Consider the following 22,642-nt stretch of genomic DNA (forward strand, 5'->3'; position numbering starts at 1 on the left):
AGCGTGGTATCGGGATACTGCTGTTGCACATGGATAGCCCCCTTCACATCAATATCGAGTACGGGCACTTTACCTTCGTTCCAGGCGGACTGCAGTTCCGACTTAAGTGTTCCATAATATTTTCCTTCATACACCATTTCCCATTCAACAAATTCATTGTTTTTATTCTTGTTGTGAAATTCTTCTTCCGTCATAAAATAATAATCTTTCCCATCTACTTCGTTCTCACGTCTTTTACGGGTAGCCACAGATATGGAGAATGCCAATTGAGGAAATTCTTTCAATAAGTAATGGGTAATAGATGTTTTACCGGCTCCCGAAGGAGCTGTAAGGATTATTATTTTATTTTGGTGCATGTATGCGTATGTGGTTTAGAGTAAGTTAGTTTCAGGTTCCAGGTTTCAAGTTTCAGGTTGCCGCGTCGCTGTCTTTGCCTTTTGCCCTCTGCCTTTTGCCTTTAAATTCTTTTCAGTTCAGCCCCTAATGCCTGCAGGCGTTTGTCGATGTACTGGTAGCCGCGATCTATTTGTTCAATGTTTTGAATAACGCTTTTTCCATCGGCACTCAGCGCGGCAATTAAAAGCGAGATCCCTGCCCTGATATCGGGGCTGCTCATTTGAATGCCCCGCAGTTTTTGCTTTCTGCCTAATCCTATTACCGCGGCGCGATGGGGATCACAAAGAATGATCTGCGCGCCCATATCGATGAGTTTGTCAACAAAGAACAAACGGCTTTCGAACATTTTTTGATGTATCAGCACGCTGCCGCGGGCCTGGGTAGCCACTACCAGCACAATGCTTAGCAGATCGGGGGTAAAACCTGGCCAGGGATGATCGTAAATGGTTAGCACCCCGCCATCGAGAAAGGTTTGTATTTCGTACACTTCCTGCGCGGGCACATGAATATCGTCGCCTTGAAATTCCAGTTGAATGCCCAACTGTTTGAATTTTTCAGGGATAATACCCAGGTGCTCGATGCCGCAATTCTTTATGGTGATATCGCTTTGCGTCATGGCTGCCAGCCCAATAAACGAGCCTATCTCGATCATATCGGGCAGCATGCGGTGCTCGGTACCATTTAATGACTGTACGCCTTCAATAGTAAGCAGGTTGCTGCCGATGCCACTTATTTTAGCGCCCATTCGGATGAGCATTTTACACAATTGCTGTATATAGGGTTCGCAGGCGGCGTTATAAATGGTGGTAGTGCCTTCGGCCATAACAGCCGCCATAACTATGTTGGCGGTACCGGTTACAGAAGGCTCATCGAGCATAAGGTAAGTGCCCTTGAGGTTAGGGGCCTGTAATTCAAAAAAGCCATCTTCGGAAAGATAGTTGAAGGAAGCGCCCAGTTTTTCGAAACCAATTATATGGGTATCCAGGCGGCGGCGGCCGATCTTATCGCCACCGGGTTTGGGAATATAGGCTTTTCTGAAACGGGCCAGCATGGGGCCGGCCAGCATAACGGAGCCACGCAGGCGACCGCTTTTTTGTTTGTAGGCATCGCTGCGCAGGTAATCAACATTCACATCATCGGCCTGAAAAATACAGGTATCGCGTTGCGGGCGTTCGATCTTTACATTCATTTCGCCCAGCAATTCAATAAGCAGGTTTACATCTAATATGTCGGGAATATTGGTGATGGTTACTTTTTGGGCAGTAAGCAACACCGCGCTGATAATTTGCAGGGCTTCGTTTTTCGCGCCTTGGGGAACAATTTCACCTTTTAATTTTTTACCACCGATGACTTCGAAAGAATTCATAGTTACTGTTTCCTGGGTTTTTATTACCAAACGGTATAATAAGCTGCAAATATAAAACCCCGACAATAGGTTTTACTGTCGGGGTTATTATTTTATTCTTTTGCCTTCCCGCCATTTTGGGCAGGTTGGCTGATTTTAACTTGTAATTGAATTGACTGTAACTTTTAAACTTGTCAATTCTATCAACCTGTCAACTTATTTGTATCTCTTTTTAAACTTACCGCCCCGGTCGTTGCGGTTGTCGCGTCCGCCGCCACGATCATCACGTCCCCCACGGTCATCACGTCCGCCACGGTCATCCCGGCCACCACGGCCCTGGAATTTTCCACCGCCGCCACGTTTATTGCGGTAATCGCCATAGCCTCCACGATCGCGATCGCGGTCACGATTATCGCTGGGACGGTGCTGGCGAACATATGGTGTATTGGTGAAAGTGAGCTGGCCTTCGGTAATATTGGTCAGTTCGCCCTGAATGGCGTCGTCGTGTACGGTTTCTTTATGCCAGTTATTGTAAGCCAGTTTCATGTAATAGGCAATGGCATTGGCAAAACCCTGTCTTTTTTCGGGCTGATCTTCTTTCAGTGCCTTGTTGATAACCAGTTCCAGGTTTTTACCCAGATGCGAGAATTTGGGATACCGCTTGGGATAGGGCAGCGGTCCTGGTCTTGATTTTAAAGTTTCCCTTGTGGGGATGGGGTAGGGTGAATCAACCGCCAGTTTAAAATTGGAGATCAGGAACAGGTGATCCCATAATTTATGTCTAAAATCTTCAACATTTTTTAAGTGTGGGTTCAGAAAGCCCATCAGTTCAATCACAGCATAAGCATTACGCTGGCGGGTTTCCTGATCTTCGATTGTCAGCAGGTATTCAATCATCTTTTGAATATGCCGTCCATACTCACGCATCGCCAGGTGATTCCTGGTCGTGTTATATTCCATTTTTTCGATACTACTAATACTCATTCTATAAATATAAGATTAACAAAAGTAACAAAGTAAAACTAGAAAAAGAAAAGGCCTTTGGTAGGCCTTTTCTAAAAAAGGATTGGTTTTTCCACAGGTTAATGAGGTATATGCAGGCCACCAATGAATTTATGGCTGGCAGGCAATTATTTATTAATGGTAGAAACGGCGATCCGGCCTTCGGAAGACGCCACGATGCATTTATATAGGTAAAAGAGGTACTACTAACACACATACCCTTTTTGTTCGTTTACTGCTGCAAATGACACCTTAATAATGTAGATTAGCTTTGATCAGAGAGGCATTCGGAGGATATTGATTAGGTGGAATAAAGGTTTTTGATAAATCTGGGAAGATTTTGAAGCGTATTCCCCAAATTATCAAATAAACTTGTAACTACCAACGGGTTAGTACCCTTTTTTTTGAGCCGTATTTTATGCAGCCGGCATTGTTAAAATCACATATATGTTTTAACAATTTTCACCGAATGGTGGTTTAATTTACATTTACACAAGGTGAACAGTTAGTCAGGCACCAAAACCTATTAAAAATCGGTGTACTTTTGCGGTTCAAAATATAAAAAACTGATAATCAAATAAAAATGAGGCAATCGAGAATAACTATTGATGTGTCGCTCGACGAAAAAAACATTCCCGATCAAATATTGTGGAATGCCACTGACAGTACTGCCGACAATGCTCAGAAGGCCAGGGCCATGATGCTGTCTTTTTGGGATGGGGCCGATAAATCGGCTTTACGCATGGACCTGTGGACCAAGGATATGATGGTGGATGAGATGGCCGACTTTTATTATCAAACCATTATGACGATGGCCGATAGTTTTGAGCGGGCCACGCATCAGCCTGAACTGGTTGAGATGATGAAGAACTTTGCCAAAGATTTTTATGGTCGTTTCCGCGATATTCAGTTGAAAGAAAATAAATTGTAATTTCAAAAAGCCGCATATGAACTTAGAACAAAAGATCATGGCTGACCTTAAAACAGCCATGCTGGCCAAGGACGAAAAAGCACTGCGTAGTTTACGTGCCATTAAAGCTGCCATTTTGCTGGCAAAAACATCAGAAGGAGCGGGCGGCGAATTGAAAGAGGAAGACGAGATAAAATTATTACAGAAGCTGGTGAAACAGCGGAAGGATTCACTGGAGATCTTTACCCAGCAGAACCGGACCGACCTGGCACAAAAAGAGCAGGAAGAAATTGAAATAATAGAGAAATTCCTCCCCAAACAATTAAGTGGGGAAGAATTGAAAGCAATTATAGCTAACATCATTGCCGAAACAGGCGCTTCCTCACCTGCCGATATGGGGAAAGTGATGGGAGCGGCCACCAAACAACTGGCTGGCAAGGCCGATGGAAAAGCAATCAGCGCCCTGGTAAAGGAGTTGCTGGCGAAATAGGCAGGGCAATTGCTATACATTTCAGAACCATGCTCATAGACATATTAGTTCTAATATTTCTTGCCCTGGCCGTTATAAAAGGGCTACGGCGCGGACTTATAGTTGCAGTATTTTCAATTTTTGCGTTTATTGCAGGTATTGCCGCTGCCATGAAATTATCGGTAGTTGTAGCAGATTATTTAAAAGATTCCGTTAATATCTCTGCCAAATGGTTGCCTTTTATTTCATTTGCAGTGGTGTTTATCGGGGTAGTATTGATAGTGCGGTTTGTGGCCAGTTTACTTGAATCAACAGTTGAAATGGCCATGATGGGTTGGGTAAACAAGATCGCGGGAGTTCTTTTGTACACTATTTTGTATATGTTTACACTCAGTGTAGTGCTGTTCTTTGTGCAAAAGGTAAAACTCATTAGTGATGAAACACTTGCTAAGTCAATTACCTGGCCATGGTTACAGCCACTGGGTCCCTGGGTTATAAATGGTATTGGGAAACTGATACCGGTATTTAAAGACATGTTTACTGAGCTAAGTGCGTTTTTTGACGGGTTTGCCACACAAAAGGTACCACGCTGAGTTGTGAGGTGAAAATATAAAAAATCAGTAGCTTACATTAAAATTGCAGTGTAAAACTGCAAGGATGGATTATTTGCAGAAAACGTTTATTTTAGCGATTAATTGACTGACTTGAACAGACATAGCTGATGAATTATACGATCAAACAAGTGGATAAATTCAAGTATATTGAAGAAGGCGAAGGCGAACCGCTAATACTTTTGCATGGATTATTCGGTGCCCTTAGCAACTTTGGTGATTTGATCAGTTACTTCAAGAACCATAATAAAGTTGTGGTTCCATTACTCCCTTTGCTTGATATGGACCTTTTGCATACTTCGGTAGGAGGTTTGCAGAAGTTTGTGCACAAGTTTATTGAATACCAGGATTATCAAAATGTACACCTGCTTGGCAACTCATTGGGCGGCCATGTAGCCATATTAAATGTGCTGAAACAGCCCGAACGCATCAAATCGCTCATTTTAACCGGTAGTTCGGGTTTATTTGAAAATGGTATGGGCGACACTTATCCCAAACGTGGTGATTACGATTATATAAAGAAGAAAACGGAGTTGACTTTTTACGACCCCAAAATTGCTTCCAAAGAACTGGTAGATGAAGTGTACGAGATCGTAAACAACCGTTTGAAAGCCATCAAAATAATTGCGCTGGCAAAAAGCGCCATCCGTAATAATCTGGGCGAGGATATCAATCAAATCAAACAACCCACGTTATTGATCTGGGGTAATAATGATACCATTACCCCGCCGTTTGTAGGCCGGGAGTTTCATCGGTTAATTCCAAACAGCGAGCTGCATTTCATTGACAAATGTGGTCATGCGCCCATGATGGAAGTGCCAGACGAATTTAACCGCATACTCCATAAATTTTTGACAAAGTTGAACGAGCCTGCTGCGGTAGCCTGAATGCTATCGTCTAAATGATTATATTTGGTTAAGGTAATTGCCTAACTGTTTGCAAGGGTTAATGCCTATTGTGGAATTTATTTTGCATAGTAGAATTGTAGGAACAAACCAGTTGCGGACTTTTAACGTATAACATTTTAATAGCTAGGTAAACTCTGATTTCAGTGCTAAATAAAGAATTAATATCAGCATCGATTCCCACACTCAACCTGAGTGATACGGTTATTCAGGCGCTGGACCTGATGTCGGAGTTCCATGTTATGCAATTACCTGTGGTGGCAGCGGAAAAATACCTTGGTTTGGTATTTGAGGAGGATTTGATGAACCATGATGAACGCACTTCCCTCCAATCTTTTGATACTCACTTTTCCAAAGTGGCCGTACACGCCAATACTCACTTTATTGAGGCGGTACAAATGTTGAATGATTATAATCTTTCCCTGGTTCCGGTTATTGACAAGGAAAATGAATTCGTTGGGGCCATTGCAGCCATTGACCTTTTAAAAGAATTAGGTAAAGCCACCGGAGCGAGCGAACCTGGTGGTTTAATTGTGCTGGAAATGGAACAACGCAATTTCTCATTTTCAGAACTCAGCACACTGGTTGAGACAAATGATGCCCAAATAACCCAGTTAAACAGTTATTGGGATAATAACACCAGTTCCTTTTTTGTAGCAATAAAAATCAATAAATTCGAAATTTCCGATATTGTTGCTACATTTCAGCGGTATGAGTACAATGTAAAATATTATTTTGGCGAAGAACTATACGAGAACGAACTACGGAACAATTACGACCACTTGATGAATTATCTGAATATTTAGCACAACAGTAGGATACGGCCGGCTTATTTTTTAAACCTAGAAAACAGAGCAACTGCTTGCCAGGGCACGTGCATGGGAAAGAATTTTATTTGCATACTATTATTGTTGTGCTGTGTGGCATACGTGCATGCCCAGCCCTCGCCTGTGGATTTAACATCCCAAGCCTTGCCCAATGTTACAAATGTAACCTCTGGTACCTTTAACAACTATAATACTCCTTTTGTTGTAGGCGATATCATAATTGAAGGAAATAAAAAAACAAAGCCTTATATCATTGAAAGGGAACTGCCCTTTAAAACCGGCGACTCCATTTACCTGCCCGACCTGGTAAAAGGATTCGAGATCTCACGCCAGCAACTGATCAATACCTCGTTATTTAATGAAGTAATTATTTCCTTAAAATCATTTCGTGGATACGTAGTTGATATCCTTATACAGGTAAAAGAACGCTGGTATATTTTTCCCCTTCCATACCTGAAACCCATTGACCGCAATTTGAACGAATGGGCGAAACAGGGATATGGTCTCGACCGCGTTAACTATGGATTCAAATTCACCTATAATAATTTTACCGGCCGCAACGACAAGCTGAAACTCTGGTTGATAACCGGCTATACGCAGCAGATACAATTTCAGTATGATCAACCCTATGCCGACAAATCATTGAAACACGGTTACCGCGTTGGTTTTGCTTATTCATTTAACCGCGAGATCAATTACGCTACTATAGATAACCAGCAGGTTTTTGTTGACTCCTTACGCAATGGAATAAGACAATGGTCGGGCCATATTGACTGGACGTATAGGCCGGGTTTACGCACCGTGCATTCATTTTCGATCTCCTACACGCGCCAGGAAGTAGACTCGGGGATAAACAATTTAAATCCCAAGTACTACAATTACGGCCGCAACCGGGTAAGCTTTCCCGAGCTGGTGTATAACATCAATTATGTAAATGTTGATTACAAGGCCTTCCCGCTTACCGGCTGGCAGGCAGAAGGAACCATTGTGAAAAGGGGTTTCAACAATGCCATGAACATGTGGCAGATCAACGCAAATGCAACCAAGGGCTGGGCGTTGACCAAAAAAGATTTCTTCAGCTGGAATGGAGTAGGCATGCTGCGCTTCCCCTTCAACCAGCCGTATATAAATCAACGCATGTTCGGTTATGGCAGTATGTACCTGCGCGGGCTGGAGAATTATGTAATTGATGGTTCGGCCGGTATTTTAACAAGGCAGAGCTACCGGCATCAGTTGTTCAAATTTAATGTTCCCACCTATATAAAATCAAAATCGCACGACCATATACCTTTCCGCATTTATGCCCGCCTGTTTAGCGATCTGGGGTATTCCTATAATAAGAACTTTACAAATAATTCCCTCACGAACCGCACGTTGTACACCTATGGCGCAGGATTTGACCTGGTTTCTTTCTATGACTTCGTATTGCGGCTCGACTACAGCTTCAACCAATTAGGACAAAAGGGTTTATTTTTACACATCAAGAACGATTTTTAAACGACAGGAAAATATTTAACCGTATTAGTATGAAGGTAGCCATTTATAGCAGGGTTATTGATGATGACCAGTATAGTAAAGTGCAGCAATTGCTCGAAGAACTGGACAAAGAAAATATTCACCCGGTTATATACAAACCTTTTTATGAGATGATTCAGTCATCGGTGCGTTTTTCAGAAAAAACCACCCTGTTCAACGACTCGGGCGATCTCACCGATGCCATTGACTTCTTAATAAGCCTTGGCGGTGATGGTACTTTACTCGACACCGTTACACTGGTTCGTGATAAGAATATCCCGGTGCTGGGGATCAATTTTGGCCGGCTTGGCTTTTTGGCCAGCATTGGCAGTAAAGAATTGCACATTGCGGTACAATCCCTGGTGAAGCGCACAATACTAATAGACAAGCGATCGTTAATTCATTTGGATGCGAGTAAACCATTATTCGGCGATGTACCTTACGGATTAAATGAATTTGCTATCCATAAGACTGATACATCACCCATGATAAAAATTCATACCTATCTGAATGGTGAATTTTTAAATACATACTGGGCTGATGGCGTGATTGTAGCAACACCTACCGGTTCAACCGGCTATTCGTTAAGCTGTAATGGCCCAGTGGTTTTTCCTGAATCCTCCAGTTTCGTTATTACCCCCGTAGCCCCACATAACCTGAACGTTCGACCCATCATTGTACCAGATGATAATATTATATCATTTGAGATCGAGGGCCGGACAGATCATTTTATTTGTGCGCTTGATTCGCGCAAAGAACTCGTAGATAAAAAGGTACAATTAGCCGTACGCAACGAATCCTTTACCCTGAGCCTGGTACGGTTGAATGAAAATAATTTCCTGCAGACCCTGCGTAATAAATTATCATGGGGTTTGGATACAAGGAATTAACTTTTTAATACAATGAAAAATTGCCGGCAAATCCGGTTCTTAATGTTAAATTGCGAATTATGAAGAAATTGGTTGTAACAGCACTACTGTTTAATTCCGTACTCTGTGTGCAAAAGGTTACTGCCCAATATGAAAGTATTGTTCAGCAAGGTGAGTTTGGCATTTCTGTAGGGGCAGCGCATTATTTTGGCGACCTGAATACAAGAGCGAGACTTAACAGGCCAAAACCTGCTTTAGGTGTTTTTTTCCGTAAACAATTTGGAAACTATACAGCACTGCGTATCTCCGCGCATTATGCGCGCCTGGGTTATTCAGATGTATACAATACCCAGAACGATTATCAACATCGCCGCAACCTGAGCTTTAACTCCAACATTTTTGAGTTGGCCCTTCAAGGCGATTTCAACTTCTTTAAATTTGTTCCAGCCGATCCATATTACAGCTTCACGCCCTATTTAACTCTGGGTGTAGGTGTATTCAGCTACGATCCCTATGCCTTCCTTAATGGCCAGAAATATTTTCTGCGTCCACTGGGCACCGAGGGTCAGGGAACAGCCGCTTATCCCGATCGCAAACCTTACAGTACAATGGCCATTTGCGTTCCTATTGGCGTTGGGGTAAAATACGCCCTGAATGAACGCATGAACCTGGGCTTTGAAATAGTATACCGGTATACCACCACCGACTACCTCGATGATGTTAGTAAAACCTACGTAGGATCCGATAAATTTCCTCCGCTGCCCGATGGTACCCCCTCAGCAGCCGGGTTATTGCAGGACCGTTCTTACGAAACCGGCGACGCCATTGGTGTTGAAGGCCGTCAGCGCGGTTACAGCAAGCAAAAAGATGGTTATGTAATGGCAGAGCTCACTTTATCCTGGAACCTGACTTCATATCGTTGTCCTTCAGCCAATTAGGCAATTGACAATAAGCTATAGATAAAAAAGGCAAATTGAATTTTCGATTTGCCTTTTTTGCTTTTATAAGCCAATCGGCCCTGTTTGGCGAAATGAAATCAATTTAACAAATAGCCCAACCTATTTACCAATAGCCAATTGCCCATTGTCTGTTGATTTTCGTACCTTTGTGCCCTTCAAAAAAAGGGTATGCAAAGCCTACGGGAACAAATTAACCTTCAACGACTTCCTCGCCATATAGCAATTATCATGGACGGGAACGGCAGGTGGGCGAAAGAAAAGGGACAGGACCGACTCTATGGACATTTTCATGGGGTTGAAAGCGTGCGCAATATTGTAGAAGGCTGCGCCGAACTGGGCGTTGAATATCTTACCCTGTATGCGTTTTCTACCGAGAACTGGGATCGCCCGGAATATGAAGTAACAGGTCTTATAGAACTGTTGGTAGAAACCATTCGCAAGGAAACCGAAACCCTCAATAAGAACAATATAAAGCTGCATGTAATAGGCGATGTAAAAATGTTGCCCGAATATGCTCAAAAGGAACTGGACGAATCGCTGCAGATAACCAGCCAGAATACTGGGTTGAACCTGGTAATGGCCCTGAGTTACAGCAGCCGCTGGGAACTGGTACAGGCGGTAAAACACATTGCCGAAGACGTTAAAGCCGGTAAGATCGACCCTGCGACCATCACCCAAAACACCCTGCAACAATACCTGGTAACCAGCAATCTTCCCGATCCCGAATTAATGATTCGCACCAGCGGCGAATTTCGTATCAGTAACTTTTTATTATACCAACTAGCTTATGCAGAATTATATTTCACCAATGTTCGCTGGCCCGACTTCAGGAAGGAGAACCTGTATGAGGCCATTCTGGATTTCCAGGGCCGGGAAAGACGCTTTGGTAAAACCGGCGATCAGGTTCAAAAGGAACATCTAAACGGATAACTACGGATTGGTCATGAATATTTTATGAATCCGTCGATTAGTTTCCTTTTTAACAAACCCTTTTAAAATATCCCCCTTAATTTGCTCCACTTTAAACTCCCCGGAATGCAGCGTTCGTGTACATTTAGTATTTTTTTACTGGTATTTGCATGTTTAACAGTCGGTTCACTCCGTGCCCAGGTAGTAACCGATACCGTTCCAACGTCTATTGATCCGGAATTAGAGAATATACTCAACTCAAAATCCGCCCATGAATATTTTATCGGCGGCATTACGGTTACCGGTACAAAACGGTACGATCAACAGCTGCTGATATCCATTGCGGGTATTAATGTGGGCGATAAAGTGATGATCCCGGGAGGCGATAACTTCAGTAAAGCCCTTACCAACCTGTGGAACCAGCATCTGTTCTCGAACATGCAGATCTTTTTCACCAAACTCGAAGGCAATAAATTATATATAGAAATAAACGTTACCGAAAGACCTGCCTTATCCAAATTCCACATCATTGGTCCCCGCAAATCAGACCAGGACGAGTTAAAAAATAAAATAGGCCTGGTACCAAGCCGGGTAGTTACTGAAAACACCAAACGCAACGCAGAAGACGTAATAAAAAGATTTTATACCGATAAAGGTTTCCAAAGCGCTACTGTTAGAATAGAAGAAGCACAGGACCCCAATCTGCCCAACTCAATTGTCCTGAATATATATGTGCAAAAAGGCCATAAGGTGCGTATTGAGAACGTAAGCTTTTTTGGAAATGAAATGGTGAATGAACAGCGGCTGAAAAAGCAATTGAAGGGTACCAAGGAAATGACCAAGATCACTTTGTACCCCTCGCATGAAACAAGCCCCTACGGTGAAACAAAAACACCTTCCTTCAAGGCATACCTGAGCGACATGGGCTTTTTGTCACTCACTAAAACAAAAGAGTTCCTGGACCCATACTTCCGGTTTAAATTATTCAGCTCGGCCAAGTTCAGTACAAAGAAGTATGAGGAAGACAAAGAAAAAGTACTGGAATATTATAACTCCCTGGGTTATCGCGATGCTGCCATCGTAGCCGATACGCAATATTATAATAAGAGAGGAAACCTGAAAGTTGACCTGAAAGTAGATGAAGGTCATCAATACTATTTTGGTAATGTAACCTGGAAGGGAAATACTAAATACACCGATTCTATTCTTAATATATTATTAGGTATCACCAAAGGCGATATTTATAACCTGGAGATCCTTAACAAAAAGCTGGGTAAGCAAATGTCACAGGAAGGTGGCGACATCAGCAGTTACTATATGGACGACGGTTACCTGTTCTTCCGTATTGACCCGGTTGAAACGGCGGTATACAATGATACCATCGACTTCGAGATCCGTATTACCGAAGGTCCGCAGGCTACTATTAAGAACGTTACCATTCAGGGTAACGAAAAAACAAAAGAGCACGTAATCCGTCGTGAGTTGCGTACGCTGCCCGGTGAAAAATTCAGCCGCCAGGACCTCATTCGTTCACAGCGTGAAATTGCGCAGCTGAACTTCTTTAACCAGGAGAAGATCGGTATTAACCCTGTGCCCAATCCTGAAGATGGAACGGTGGATATTCACTATACCGTTGAAGAAAAATCTTCTGACCAGCTGGAGCTGAGTGCCGGTTGGGGTGGTGGTATCGGTTTAACCGGTACGTTGGGTGTAACATTCAACAACTTCTCAATTAAAAATATTTTAAACAAAAAGGCATGGGATCCATTACCAACCGGTGATGGCCAAAAACTGAGCATGCGTGTGCAATCAAACGGTCGCGCGTACCAGTCATACAACTTCTCGTTCACCGAGCCCTGGTTAGGTGGCAAGAAAAGAAACTCATTAACCTTTAGTGCCTACAAGAGTGTGTTCCGCACCGGTGGTATCGACCGCAGCGGAAGATATTTCTTCAGCGATACCAACAGGCTGAAAAACTTTGGCGCCAGCATTGCATTGGGTAAACAATTAAAATGGCCCGATGACTTCTTTACATTGGTATACTCACTCAGCTATACGCAGTATAAGTTGCAGAACTATACCCTGTTCACCCAGGATTTCAAAAACGGTACCTCAAATAACCTGAGCGTTAAAATTGCATTGAACCGTAATTCGGCTGGTCCTAACCCGATCTTCCCAACCAGCGGTTCCAACTTTTTGCTGAGCGGTCAGTTTACGCCACCATATTCACTATTCAGGGAGACTACCACCAACCAGGATAGTTATAAATTACCTGAGTTCCATAAATGGCGGATGAATGCCGAATGGTTCATCCCCATTGGCAAAGCGATGGGCGCCGATAAAACGCGGCAGTTTGTATTGCGTGCCGCAGCCAAGTATGGTTTTATGGGCCGGTACAATACCAAGCTTAACTATTCACCATTTGAGCGCTTCCAGGTGGGTGATGCCGGTTTGGCGAATGGTAGCTATATTCTGGGTTATGATATCATTGCACACCGTGGTTACCCTGTGTATGAGAATTCAAACCCAAAGATCAATCCCGATCAACAGAACGCAAGCCAGTTCTTTACTATATTTAACAAGTATACGCTCGAAATGCGGTATCCGTTCACTACCAACCCAAGCAGTACGATCTTTGGTATGGTTTGGTTTGAAGCCGCAAACGGTTGGTACGATTATAAATCATATGATCCGTTCCGCCTGCGTAGAAGTGCTGGTGTGGGTATGCGTTTCTTCCTGCCCATGTTCGGTTTGCTTGGATTTGACTATGGCGTAGGTTTCGACCGGCTTACGCAGGGTGGCCGCTTACGTGATGCAACCCGCTTTACGTTTATGTTAGGTTACGAACCTGAATAGAGCCAATAAGCAATAAACAATAAGCAAATACCTAAAAAGAAACACCATGAAGAAAATATTATTTATTGTCTGCCTGGTAACATTAACCTTAGCCTCGCAAGCACAGCGTTATGCCATTGTAGATACCAAATACATTCTGGATAAATTACCTGAATATAAGGATGCGCAGAAGGCGCTTGACCAGTTCAGCGAACTGTGGCAAAAAGAGGTGGATGCCAAACAGGGCGCCCTCGATAAAATGTACAAGGATTTTGATGCTGAACAGGTTATGCTGAGCCCTGAATTAAAGAAAAAACGCGAGGATGAATTGTTTGTACGGGAGAAGGAAGTACGCGACCTGCAACGCAAACGCTTTGGTTTTGAAGGCGATCTGTTCAAGAAAAGACAGGAACTGGTGAAACCCATACAGGACAAGGTTTACAACGCAATCCAGAAGCTGGCGGTTAACCGCTCACTGGATTTTATTTTAGATAAAAGTGAAGGAATTACTGTTATCTTTGCCGACCCCAAATTGGACCGTAGTGAGGATATTTTAAAAGAGCTGGGCGTTAAATAAAACATAAGAGAAAAGGGGAAAGCAACCACCATTAGGTTTTTTTCAACTTAAAACAAAAAAATAACCGACCACCCGCTAAGGGTGCGAGACAAAATTGAAATTCAATGAAAAAGTTTTTTTCCGTAACGTTGTTCGCCCTGGGCCTGGTAGTGGCTGGTGAAGTAAAAGCTCAAAGTAAAATCGGATTTATCAGTTCTCAGGAACTGGTGAGTGTAATGCCAGAAACCAGAAAAGCAGACTCTACGCTGCAAGACCTGAAAAATGCATTAATTCAAAGCGCAACCGATAAGCAAAATGCTTTCTATGCAGCTGTTGAAAAATACAACAAAGACTCCGCTACTTTTACGCCTGCTGTTAAAACAGTAAAAAGAGGTGAGTTGACTAAAATGGGTCAGGAACTGAGTGGTGAAGAAGAACGCATTCAACAACAATTACAACAACGTCAGCAGGATCTGCTGGGTCCCATCAACAAAAAGGCTTATGATGCCGTACAAACTGTAGCCAAAGAAAACGGATACGGTTATGTATTCGAAAAAGAGGCCCTGCTGGTAGCTCCTCCCGGTGATGATATTCTGCCATTGGTTGCCAAAAAGCTGAATATTAAATTACCTACAGGCGCGAATGCACCTGCCGGTGCAGCACCTAAACCAGCCGCGAAACAATAACAAATGATTTGTTGAAAAATATCAGCCCCCGACGGTACCGTTCGGGGGTTTTTTATTATCGTAAATTTGTCTCATGGTTACAACGCAGCCAATTGGCATTTTCGATTCGGGGTATGGTGGCCTTACAGTAATGAAGGAGATAGTAAAAAAATTACCCCGGTACGATTATATATACCTGGGCGACAATGCCCGGGCGCCTTATGGGAACCGGTCGTTTGAAACGGTTTACCGGTATACCCTGCAATGCGTTGAGTGGTTTTTTGAACAGGGTTGTCCCCTGGTGATCCTGGCCTGCAATACCGCATCGGCCAAAGCCCTGCGCACCATACAACAGAATGATCTGGAGAAACTGAACCCCGATAACCGGGTATTAGGCGTAATACGCCCTACTACCGAGATCATTGGCCAGTTTACCAAATCGCGCAAAATAGGCGTACTGGCCACCCATGGTACGGTACAATCCGGTTCTTACCTGATTGAGATTGAAAAGTTCTTCCCCGATATTATCGTGTACCAGGAAGCCTGCCCCATGTGGGTGCCCATTGTAGAGAACAATGAACATATGCAGCCCGGGGCCGATTACTTTGTACAAAAGCATGTACATCATATTATGGCCAACGACCGGGAAATTGATACCCTGTTGCTTGCCTGCACACACTACCCGCTGTTGCGCGACAAGATCCAGCAGTTTTTGCCCGCCGGGGTAACCGTGGTATCGCAAGGAGAGATAGTTGCCAACAGTCTTGAGGATTACCTGAAACGCCATCCTGAGCTGGAAAGCCGCTGCAGCCAACACGGAAACCGGCTGTTCAATACCACTGACTCAACAGAAGATTTTGATAATCATGCAAGTATCTTTTTTGGCGAAGCGGTGCGCTCAAACCATGTAGACCTGGATAATGGAATACCGGTAGTGGACCATATTTATTAGAACATTTTTATCGATGCGGTTTCATACTTACCTATTCATTTCCTACCTTTGCGGTCCTTTCATCCGCTTATGGCGGGGCGGGTATGGTGACCCGTCTGCGAAATTGGAACCTGATCCGCTTCTCCCGGATCATATTTCAACAAGTGTAAAAAACGAAATCAATTATGAAACGTACATTTCAACCGCACCGCCGTCGTCGTAAAACCGTTCATGGTTTCCGTAAACGTATGCAGGATGCAAACGGCCGTAAAGTACTGGCCTCCCGTCGTAAAAAAGGTCGTAAAAAACTGACTGTTTCCGACGAAAGGAAATTAAAATAATCTGTTAGTTCCCTCCCGATGTATCGGGACGGGCGGCAGTTTAAATAAATTATAGTCCCGTCTTGACGGGACTATTTTATTTTTGAGTGAACCCGATGGCAAAGCAATTTACTTTAAAGAAAGCCGAACGGCTTAAGCGCCGCAAGATCATTGAGCAACTGTTCAGTGAAGGACGAGCTGTAACGGCCTTTCCCATCAGGGTGCAATACAAAATGGTCGATCAGCTCACGGTTCCCCTGCAGGCCGGTTTTAGCGTAAGCAGCCGCAACTTTAAACGGGCTGTTGACCGTAACCGCATAAAGCGTTTAATGCGGGAAGCCTATCGCCTGCAAAAATTACCATTGGAACAGGCTTTGCAAACAAAAGAGCAACAGCTGGCGTTATTTTTAATTTATACCGGCAAAGAATTACCGGTTTATGCCCTGGTAAAAGAAAAGGTAGAAGTAGTGTTGAAGAAACTGTTACAAACAGTAAATGGCGTAAAATGAAAGTAATACTTCGCATATTGAGCCTTCCCTTTATGGCATTGATAAAGCTGTATCAATGGATCGTTTCTCCTATGCTGGGACCGAAATGCCGGTTCACCCCCACCTGTTCGCAATATTCCATGGAAGCGTTTAAGAAATATGGGGTGTTTAAAGGCTTATGGCTTACCATCAGGCGCATCAGCCGCTGCCATCCCTGGGGCAGTCATGGCTACGATCCGGTTCCATAAAACGATGTAGGAAGTAAGATGTAAGAAGTAAGAAAAGACAACGATATAATGAAAATGCCGTCCAGGTTTAGCCGGACGGCATTTTTATTCAGAGTTCGTTTCTTCTTTTTCCTATTTCTTACCTCATACTTCTTACTTCGTCTTCTTACTTCTTCATCCGCTCTACCAACTCACTCAAAGATTGTCTTTCCTGTTTAGCCGTAGAGAATTTAAAGATCTCAGGCGCTTTACCGTCTTTATCAACACTTACTGAACCTGGAATATTGCTGTATGGATTAATCAACTGCGCGTTCAGGTTAGCGGTAAGCTTCTTGATGGTTTTAGGTACAATGAAATAAGTTTTGTTGGCATCACTGGCATTTTGCCCGTTTATCAGTTGCTGGGTGCTATCGATGATGTGTTCCAGTTGTTCAGTAGTGATAGAGCTGGGAGCGCCGCCATTGCCAAAATTCACGAGGTGTCCGATCAACGTATCTTTTTTGATATTCAGTAAATACACACCGGCATCAGGCACTTCATAAGACTGATCGCCGTCAGGACTTTTAACAGTAACGGCTTTATCTTTTGCGGTCAGGGTTAATTCAACTTCGTTGTGTTGGGTTCCGGGTTCAAGGGTAACGGTTTTGGTAGCTTCATCAACCTGGATCTTACCACTCGACATTACTTTCACTTTTTTTTCAACGCCGGGTGAGCAGGCGGCAAAGCAAAACATGGCAACAATCGTACAAAACAAGGTACATTTCATTGGGCTATTATTTAGAAAGGTTAAAAAAAAGAATCCCGGCAGAACCGGGATTGTGTATTTTCTGGAGGCTTATTATTTGGCAGCTTTTGCGAAATTTTCAGCCACTTTATTCCAGTTGATAACGTTCCAGATAGCGCCCATGTATTCGGGACGGCGGTTCTGGTATTTCAGGTAGTAAGCGTGTTCCCAAACGTCAACACCTAACAGGGGAGTACCTTTTACTTCGGCTACATCCATCAGAGGGTTATCCTGGTTGGGGGTAGAAGTGATTTGCAGGGTACCATTGTTGATGATCAGCCATGCCCAACCGCTTCCGAAACGGGTAGCGCCGGCAGTATTAAATTTTTCTTTAAAGCTATCGAAAGAACCAAAAACATCATTGATAGCAGCGGCCAGGGCGCCGGTAGGAGCACCACCTGCATTGGGGGCCAGTAATTCCCAGAAGAAAGAGTGGTTCCAGTGGCCACCGCCATTGTACGAAAGGCCGGGCTGATGGTGCCGGCAGCTTTTACCAGTTCTTCCAGGGATTTATTTTCGTGGGGGGTGCCTGCAATAGCTTTGTTAAGGTTATCTACGTAAGCCTGATGGTGTTTGCCATGATGTATCTGCATCGTCAATGCGTCAATATGCGGTTCCAGTGCATCGTGTGCATAAGGAAGCGCCGGTAGTGTAAATGCCATAACACTAAAATTTTAATTGGTGAAGATTTTATGGTTGTTCTTTCAAACGGTAACAAAAGTACAGGTCAATGGTTGATTAACCAATTCATTCTCTTTACCAAACGGAAAATTTTACGGGGTACTATGGCGATTTTGTAGTATTTTAGATAGCGTTCACCGGGTGCTAATCCTTATCAAATCAATCAATATGTTGAATACCATTACAACAAAAAAATTGATGCTGTTTTCTGCCACCATATTATCCAGCGCTTTTTTAGGGGCTTTTCAACCCGGGCAGGAAAAAAGCAATACATTAACTCCAGAAGAGAAAAAAGCCGGCTGGGTGTTGCTGTTTAACGGCCACAATACAGAAGGCTGGCGGGCATATAACAATAAGCCATACGATAGCTGGGAAGTGATGAACGGGCAGCTGTATTGTAAAATGAAGGAGGTGAAACAGCGGGCTGATCTCATCACCATTGACCAATACGAGAACTTCGAATTGTCTATCGACTGGAAGGTCGACAAAGGCGCCAATAGCGGCATTATCTATCGCGTAGCAGAAACCAGTGGCCCCAGTTACGAAACCGGTCCCGAATACCAGTTGATCGATGACGAAGGGTACCCACAAAAACTGGAAGCCTGGCAAAAAAGCGGTTCAGATTATGCCATGTACCCACCAACCGAAATAGCCGCCAAACCTGCCGGCGAATACAACCACACTGTCATCAAGGTAAATGGAGCCCATGTTGAGCATTGGCTGAATGGCAAAAAAGTGGTGGAATATGAATTCTGGACACCCGGCTGGCAGGAATTAAAAGAAAAAGGCAAATGGAAAGATGCCAAAGCATATGGCCTCACCAAAAAAGGACATATCGCTTTACAGGACCATGGCGGTGGTATCTGGTTCAAAAATATCAAGCTCAGAAAAATCTAATAAACATACTGCTACTGTTTCTGAATGAATGATCAGGCGTTACATAAAAATGATCATAATGAAGAGCATTCATTGGAATTGCTCTTTGCCGATCTATTCAAAAAACACGAATACCGCTTACACACGCTGGTGTTGAAACTGACCCGCAGCAACCAATACGCACGGGATATCATTCAGGAAGTGTTTTTAAAGCTCTGGGAGCACCGCTCTCAAATTCACACCATTCAGAATGTAGAAGCCTGGTTATACCGCCTTACAGAAAATAAGGTCATTGATTTTTTACGCAAGGCTGCAGCCGAAAGCCGGTTAAAAGAAACAATCTGGAAAAATCAACCCGGGAGTTTAAATGAGACGGAGGACAATGTAGTGGCCCGTGAATACAGCCAGATCATTCAAAAAGCGGTAGACCAACTGCCGCCTCAACGCAAACTCATCTATCAGCTCAACCGCGAAAAAGGACTGAATTACCAGGAAATAGCCGACCACCTGGCTATATCAAAACATACCGTAAAGAACCAGTTATCAACCGCATTGCAATCCATTCGCCTGTTCCTGCTCAGGAGCGCCCGCTTTTTTCTTCCCTTTATATAAAAATATTTAAACCGGAATAGGAACCCTGGCCGGTTGCTTCGTCTATCAAAGAAAGGAACACCCTTTTCCATGGAAGAAAGGATCAAATACCTGTTCAAACATTACCTGAACAACACCTGCACCAGGAAGGAGTTCGATGAATTCTTTTCCTACATCAACGAAGCTGCTCATAATGAATTAATAAGGGAATTGATAAAGAAAGCGTACCAGGAAACCGGGCAACCCGGTTCCTTTTTGACCTATGTTGATGAACTGGGCAACCTGGTTATAACAAAACCCAACTGGAACGAACAATCGCTTACTATTGCCAAGCCGGCAAAAAAGACCCGGCTAATACTGGCGATGGCTGCCGTGGTGATTGCAGGAGTAGTGGGTGTTGCCTGGTTCATGACGCGCCCGCTTTCAATGCAGCCGCTTGCCGCAACAAAAGGCCTGGCCAAAAAAATGACGGGGCGGTCAGAATACAGGTATATGCTGTTGCCCGATAGTACCCAGGTATGGCTGAATGCAGCCAGCGCGCTGGAATACCCGCAACAATTTGCCACCGGGAAAAGAGAAGTGTACCTGACCGGGGAAGCTTATTTTGATGTAAAGCACGCCGATAAACAACCCTTTTTAATTCATACCGGAAAAGTGACCACCCTGGTGCTGGGCACTGCATTTAATATAAACGCTTATCCCGGCCGGGAGAACATCATTGTGTCGGTAAGCCGGGGTAAGGTGCGTGTGAATTATAATGAAAAAGAAATGGCGGTGCTCACCCAGGGGCAACAGGTGAAAGTAAGCAACACCAGTAATTCCGTGGTACAAAAAAAGCAGGCTATTACCGAAGCCGCTCCCTGGCAACAGGGCAACCTGCAATATGACGATGAAACTATCCGCGATATAGTGGCCGACCTGGAAAGGAACTATGATGTAACCATTCGCGTGCAAAGTGAAGCCCTGGCCAATGAGCGCATCACCACCTCGTTTCGGCGCGAAATAGGCATCGAGAATGCATTGAAGGTGCTTTGTAACCTTACCGATACCCGGTTAAAGCTGGAGAACAAGATGTATGTGATTCAATAAAATTAAATACCAAAATATAAACTGCTATGTACAACACTAACTATTCGCCCCCATAATACAATAAAAAGAACCGCCCCAGTTGCGACCTGGAAGCGGTTCCGCATGTTTGAAAATAATCCTGTTCAAAGAATTACTTAAAACAATTCAAAGCTATGAATTTGTATGTAAAAACGTACAGGCATAGTACGTTGTGCATTATTGCCGGCGGCCGCCCAAAATTGCTATCGAGATACAAAGCGTTGTTCATGAGAATATCTATCCTGGCTATATTACTCACTTTTAGCGGACTGCTAATGGCCCGTTCGGGCAATGGTCAGGACCTGAACAAGATCATCATCTCCATTGATTTGAAAAATGCTTCCCTGAAGGAGGCTATCAAAAAAATTGAATCCCTTACCCAGCTGGCGTTCACTTATCGCACGGCAGATGTGGCCGAAATTGACCATATCAATTACCAGGCTTCCAAAGCCCCGGTAAATAATATCCTGATCGACCTGTTGCAACATACCGGGTTACGGTACGACCAGGTGGATGGGAACATTGTTATAAAGAAGATCAAAAACCAGGAACAAAGGACAGAGATAAATATTATTGACGCTGCACCATACGATGGTGGCATACGCGGCCGGGTAACCGATGAAACGGGCACGCCGCTGGCCAATGCCTCGGTAATGGTGCTGGGTACCGACAGAGGTACGGCCGCTAATAAAGACGGCGTGTTTAACCTGAGCGGGTTAAAGGCAGGTAAATATAAATTACAGGTATCGGCCGTAGGTTTTACCACGCAGTTTACAGAGATCACCATCAGAGACAATGAAACACTCGATGTATCGGTGTCACTAAAAGAAGGGACCGGTAAAATGGAAGAAGTGATCGTTACCGCATTGGGTATTTCGCGTAAGGAACGATCGGTTGGTTATTCAACCCAGGAAATAAAAGGCGATAACCTAACGATTGCAAAAGAACAGAATGTATTGGGCAGCCTGGGTGGAAAGATAGCAGGTGTGCAGTTGACCGGATCATCAGGCGCCAGTATGGGCGGTACCCAGAAAATACAGATCCGTGGTACCAATTTCTTAACCGGCGGCGGCGAGCCTTTGGTTGTTGTAGACAATACGCCCATCTCCAATACCAACTATGCATTACGCAATGGCCGCGATTATGGCAACCTGGCACAGGATATAAACCCGGATGATATAGAATCGATCAATGTGCTGAAAGGCCCGGCTGCCTCAGCGTTGTATGGATTGCGTGGGCAGTTTGGTGTTATCCTGATCACCACCCGTAAAGGAAAGAATGCACAAAAGCCGGTGGTGAATTTCAGTTCTGCTTTTTCCGTAGAAAAGGCCGGTAATTTTTTACCCTTGCAGAATACGTATGGCGCCGGTTCAAACCTTTCATTTTCTACCATCAATATCAATGGCGTGCCCACCAAATTTGTAGATGGGGAATGGGATGAAAGCTGGGGGCCGGTTATGGATGGTACCCCCGTGCGGCATCAGTATTCGTTTTATCCTGGTGATCCTGATTTTGGAAAAGAAACTCCCTTTGTACCGCATCCTGATAATATCAAAGACTATTTTGAGAACGGGCATACCTGGAACAACAGCATTTCCTTTTCCGGTGGCGGGCAAAACAGTTTGTTTCGCTTATCGTACAACAATACAGATGTAAAAGGTATTGAACCGAACACGAATTTAAAAAGAAACAATCTTTCTTTCAGCGGTTCGCTAACGGTTAACCCCAAACTGGTAATAAGCACTACGCTGAACTATGCGAATAACAAGGCACAGCGGCCTTCGCAGGGTTATCAAAGTCTGGGTTCACGCAACATGTACCAGTGGTTTCAGCGTAACCTGGATATGAATAAATTAAAGCAGTA

The 22,642-nt window shown here is 43.9% G+C and carries 24 protein-coding genes and 1 pseudogene; 20 read left to right on the forward strand and 5 right to left on the reverse strand.

The genetic code is table 11. The annotated features are described in order from the left end of the window. From ACJ751_RS27540 to ACJ751_RS27550, 3 genes are all read right to left on the reverse strand, one after another. Window positions 1–356: guanylate kinase (locus tag ACJ751_RS27540; RefSeq protein ID WP_407748756.1), on the reverse strand; the 356-nt coding region annotated here is incomplete at its 3' end. Window positions 357–457: 101 nt separating this feature from the next. Next, window positions 458–1,762, reverse strand: coding sequence for a UDP-N-acetylglucosamine 1-carboxyvinyltransferase (gene murA / locus ACJ751_RS27545; protein ID WP_407748757.1), 1,305 nt, complete (start codon window positions 1,760–1,762; stop codon window positions 458–460). A 195-nt stretch (window positions 1,763–1,957) separates the two neighbouring features. Then, complete coding sequence (locus ACJ751_RS27550) at window positions 1,958–2,725, reverse strand: DUF4290 domain-containing protein (RefSeq protein WP_407748758.1); 768 nt, start codon at window positions 2,723–2,725, stop codon at window positions 1,958–1,960. Between the two features lie 601 nt (window positions 2,726–3,326). Between ACJ751_RS27550 and gldC the strand changes: the two genes are divergently transcribed. The 16 genes from gldC to yidD all read left to right on the forward strand — a co-directional run bounded on the left by gldC (window position 3,327) and on the right by yidD (window position 16,760). After that, complete coding sequence (gene gldC, locus ACJ751_RS27555) at window positions 3,327–3,674, forward strand: gliding motility protein GldC (RefSeq protein ID WP_407748759.1); 348 nt, start codon at window positions 3,327–3,329, stop codon at window positions 3,672–3,674. Window positions 3,675–3,690: 16 nt separating this feature from the next. After that, entirely contained in the window at window positions 3,691–4,143 is a 453-nt protein-coding gene (locus tag ACJ751_RS27560) for a GatB/YqeY domain-containing protein (RefSeq protein ID WP_407748760.1), read from the forward strand. A 29-nt stretch (window positions 4,144–4,172) separates the two neighbouring features. Then, entirely contained in the window at window positions 4,173–4,715 is a 543-nt protein-coding gene (locus tag ACJ751_RS27565) for a CvpA family protein (protein WP_407748761.1), read from the forward strand. Between the two features lie 128 nt (window positions 4,716–4,843). Beyond that, on the forward strand, window positions 4,844–5,620 hold the full coding sequence (locus tag ACJ751_RS27570) for an alpha/beta fold hydrolase (RefSeq protein ID WP_407748762.1): 777 nt from the start codon (window positions 4,844–4,846) through the stop codon (window positions 5,618–5,620). Between the two features lie 164 nt (window positions 5,621–5,784). After that, on the forward strand, window positions 5,785–6,444 hold the full coding sequence (locus ACJ751_RS27575) for a CBS domain-containing protein (RefSeq protein WP_407748763.1): 660 nt from the start codon (window positions 5,785–5,787) through the stop codon (window positions 6,442–6,444). A 165-nt stretch (window positions 6,445–6,609) separates the two neighbouring features. Next, entirely contained in the window at window positions 6,610–7,962 is a 1,353-nt protein-coding gene (locus ACJ751_RS27580) for a POTRA domain-containing protein (RefSeq protein WP_407748764.1), read from the forward strand. Window positions 7,963–7,991: 29 nt separating this feature from the next. Continuing rightward, on the forward strand, window positions 7,992–8,870 hold the full coding sequence (locus tag ACJ751_RS27585; RefSeq protein WP_407748765.1) for an NAD kinase: 879 nt from the start codon (window positions 7,992–7,994) through the stop codon (window positions 8,868–8,870). A 59-nt stretch (window positions 8,871–8,929) separates the two neighbouring features. Further along, complete coding sequence (locus tag ACJ751_RS27590; RefSeq protein ID WP_407748766.1) at window positions 8,930–9,787, forward strand: DUF6089 family protein; 858 nt, start codon at window positions 8,930–8,932, stop codon at window positions 9,785–9,787. A 189-nt stretch (window positions 9,788–9,976) separates the two neighbouring features. Then, complete coding sequence (locus tag ACJ751_RS27595) at window positions 9,977–10,738, forward strand: isoprenyl transferase (RefSeq protein ID WP_407748767.1); 762 nt, start codon at window positions 9,977–9,979, stop codon at window positions 10,736–10,738. Between the two features lie 105 nt (window positions 10,739–10,843). Next, window positions 10,844–13,573: an outer membrane protein assembly factor gene (locus tag ACJ751_RS27600; protein WP_407748768.1), complete on the forward strand. Its 2,730-nt coding sequence runs from the start codon at window positions 10,844–10,846 to the stop codon at window positions 13,571–13,573. A 46-nt stretch (window positions 13,574–13,619) separates the two neighbouring features. Next, a complete protein-coding gene (locus ACJ751_RS27605; protein WP_407748769.1) occupies window positions 13,620–14,129 on the forward strand; it encodes an OmpH family outer membrane protein in 510 nt (169 codons plus the stop codon). Window positions 14,130–14,233: 104 nt separating this feature from the next. Beyond that, window positions 14,234–14,794, forward strand: coding sequence for an OmpH family outer membrane protein (locus ACJ751_RS27610; RefSeq protein WP_407748770.1), 561 nt, complete (start codon window positions 14,234–14,236; stop codon window positions 14,792–14,794). 73 nt (window positions 14,795–14,867) lie between these two features. Next, window positions 14,868–15,725 (forward strand): glutamate racemase, encoded by an 858-nt coding sequence (gene murI / locus ACJ751_RS27615; protein ID WP_407748771.1) that lies wholly within the window; start codon window positions 14,868–14,870, stop codon window positions 15,723–15,725. A 164-nt stretch (window positions 15,726–15,889) separates the two neighbouring features. Continuing rightward, window positions 15,890–16,045 (forward strand): 50S ribosomal protein L34, encoded by a 156-nt coding sequence (gene rpmH, locus ACJ751_RS27620; RefSeq protein WP_014222732.1) that lies wholly within the window; start codon window positions 15,890–15,892, stop codon window positions 16,043–16,045. A gap of 95 nt (window positions 16,046–16,140) precedes the next feature. Next, window positions 16,141–16,533 (forward strand): ribonuclease P protein component, encoded by a 393-nt coding sequence (locus tag ACJ751_RS27625; protein WP_407748772.1) that lies wholly within the window; start codon window positions 16,141–16,143, stop codon window positions 16,531–16,533. After that, window positions 16,530–16,760 (forward strand): membrane protein insertion efficiency factor YidD, encoded by a 231-nt coding sequence (gene yidD, locus ACJ751_RS27630; protein WP_407748773.1) that lies wholly within the window; start codon window positions 16,530–16,532, stop codon window positions 16,758–16,760. Before ACJ751_RS27625 ends, yidD begins: the two co-directional genes overlap by 4 nt. Window positions 16,761–16,905: 145 nt before the next feature. Here the strand turns inward: yidD and ACJ751_RS27635 are convergent, their stop codons facing one another. Both ACJ751_RS27635 and ACJ751_RS27640 read right to left on the reverse strand, forming a co-directional pair. Continuing rightward, window positions 16,906–17,505, reverse strand: coding sequence for a hypothetical protein (locus ACJ751_RS27635; protein WP_407748774.1), 600 nt, complete (start codon window positions 17,503–17,505; stop codon window positions 16,906–16,908). 72 nt (window positions 17,506–17,577) lie between these two features. Next, window positions 17,578–18,185 (reverse strand): annotated as a pseudogene (locus ACJ751_RS27640) (superoxide dismutase). A 187-nt stretch (window positions 18,186–18,372) separates the two neighbouring features. Here ACJ751_RS27640 and ACJ751_RS27645 point away from each other — a divergent pair. The 4 genes from ACJ751_RS27645 to ACJ751_RS27660 form a co-directional block, all read left to right on the forward strand. Beyond that, window positions 18,373–19,101: a DUF1080 domain-containing protein gene (locus ACJ751_RS27645; protein WP_407748775.1), complete on the forward strand. Its 729-nt coding sequence runs from the start codon at window positions 18,373–18,375 to the stop codon at window positions 19,099–19,101. 24 nt (window positions 19,102–19,125) lie between these two features. Beyond that, window positions 19,126–19,692: an RNA polymerase sigma factor gene (locus ACJ751_RS27650; protein WP_407748776.1), complete on the forward strand. Its 567-nt coding sequence runs from the start codon at window positions 19,126–19,128 to the stop codon at window positions 19,690–19,692. A gap of 69 nt (window positions 19,693–19,761) precedes the next feature. Continuing rightward, complete coding sequence (locus ACJ751_RS27655; protein WP_407748777.1) at window positions 19,762–20,760, forward strand: FecR family protein; 999 nt, start codon at window positions 19,762–19,764, stop codon at window positions 20,758–20,760. Window positions 20,761–20,912: 152 nt separating this feature from the next. Beyond that, window positions 20,913–22,642 (forward strand): carboxypeptidase-like regulatory domain-containing protein (locus ACJ751_RS27660; RefSeq protein WP_407748778.1); only part of this gene is annotated, 1,730 nt, incomplete at its 3' end.

Origin of the sequence: Niastella sp. (assembly GCF_045805085.1) — a bacterium.
Classification (GTDB): Bacteria; Bacteroidota; Bacteroidia; order Chitinophagales; family Chitinophagaceae; genus Niastella.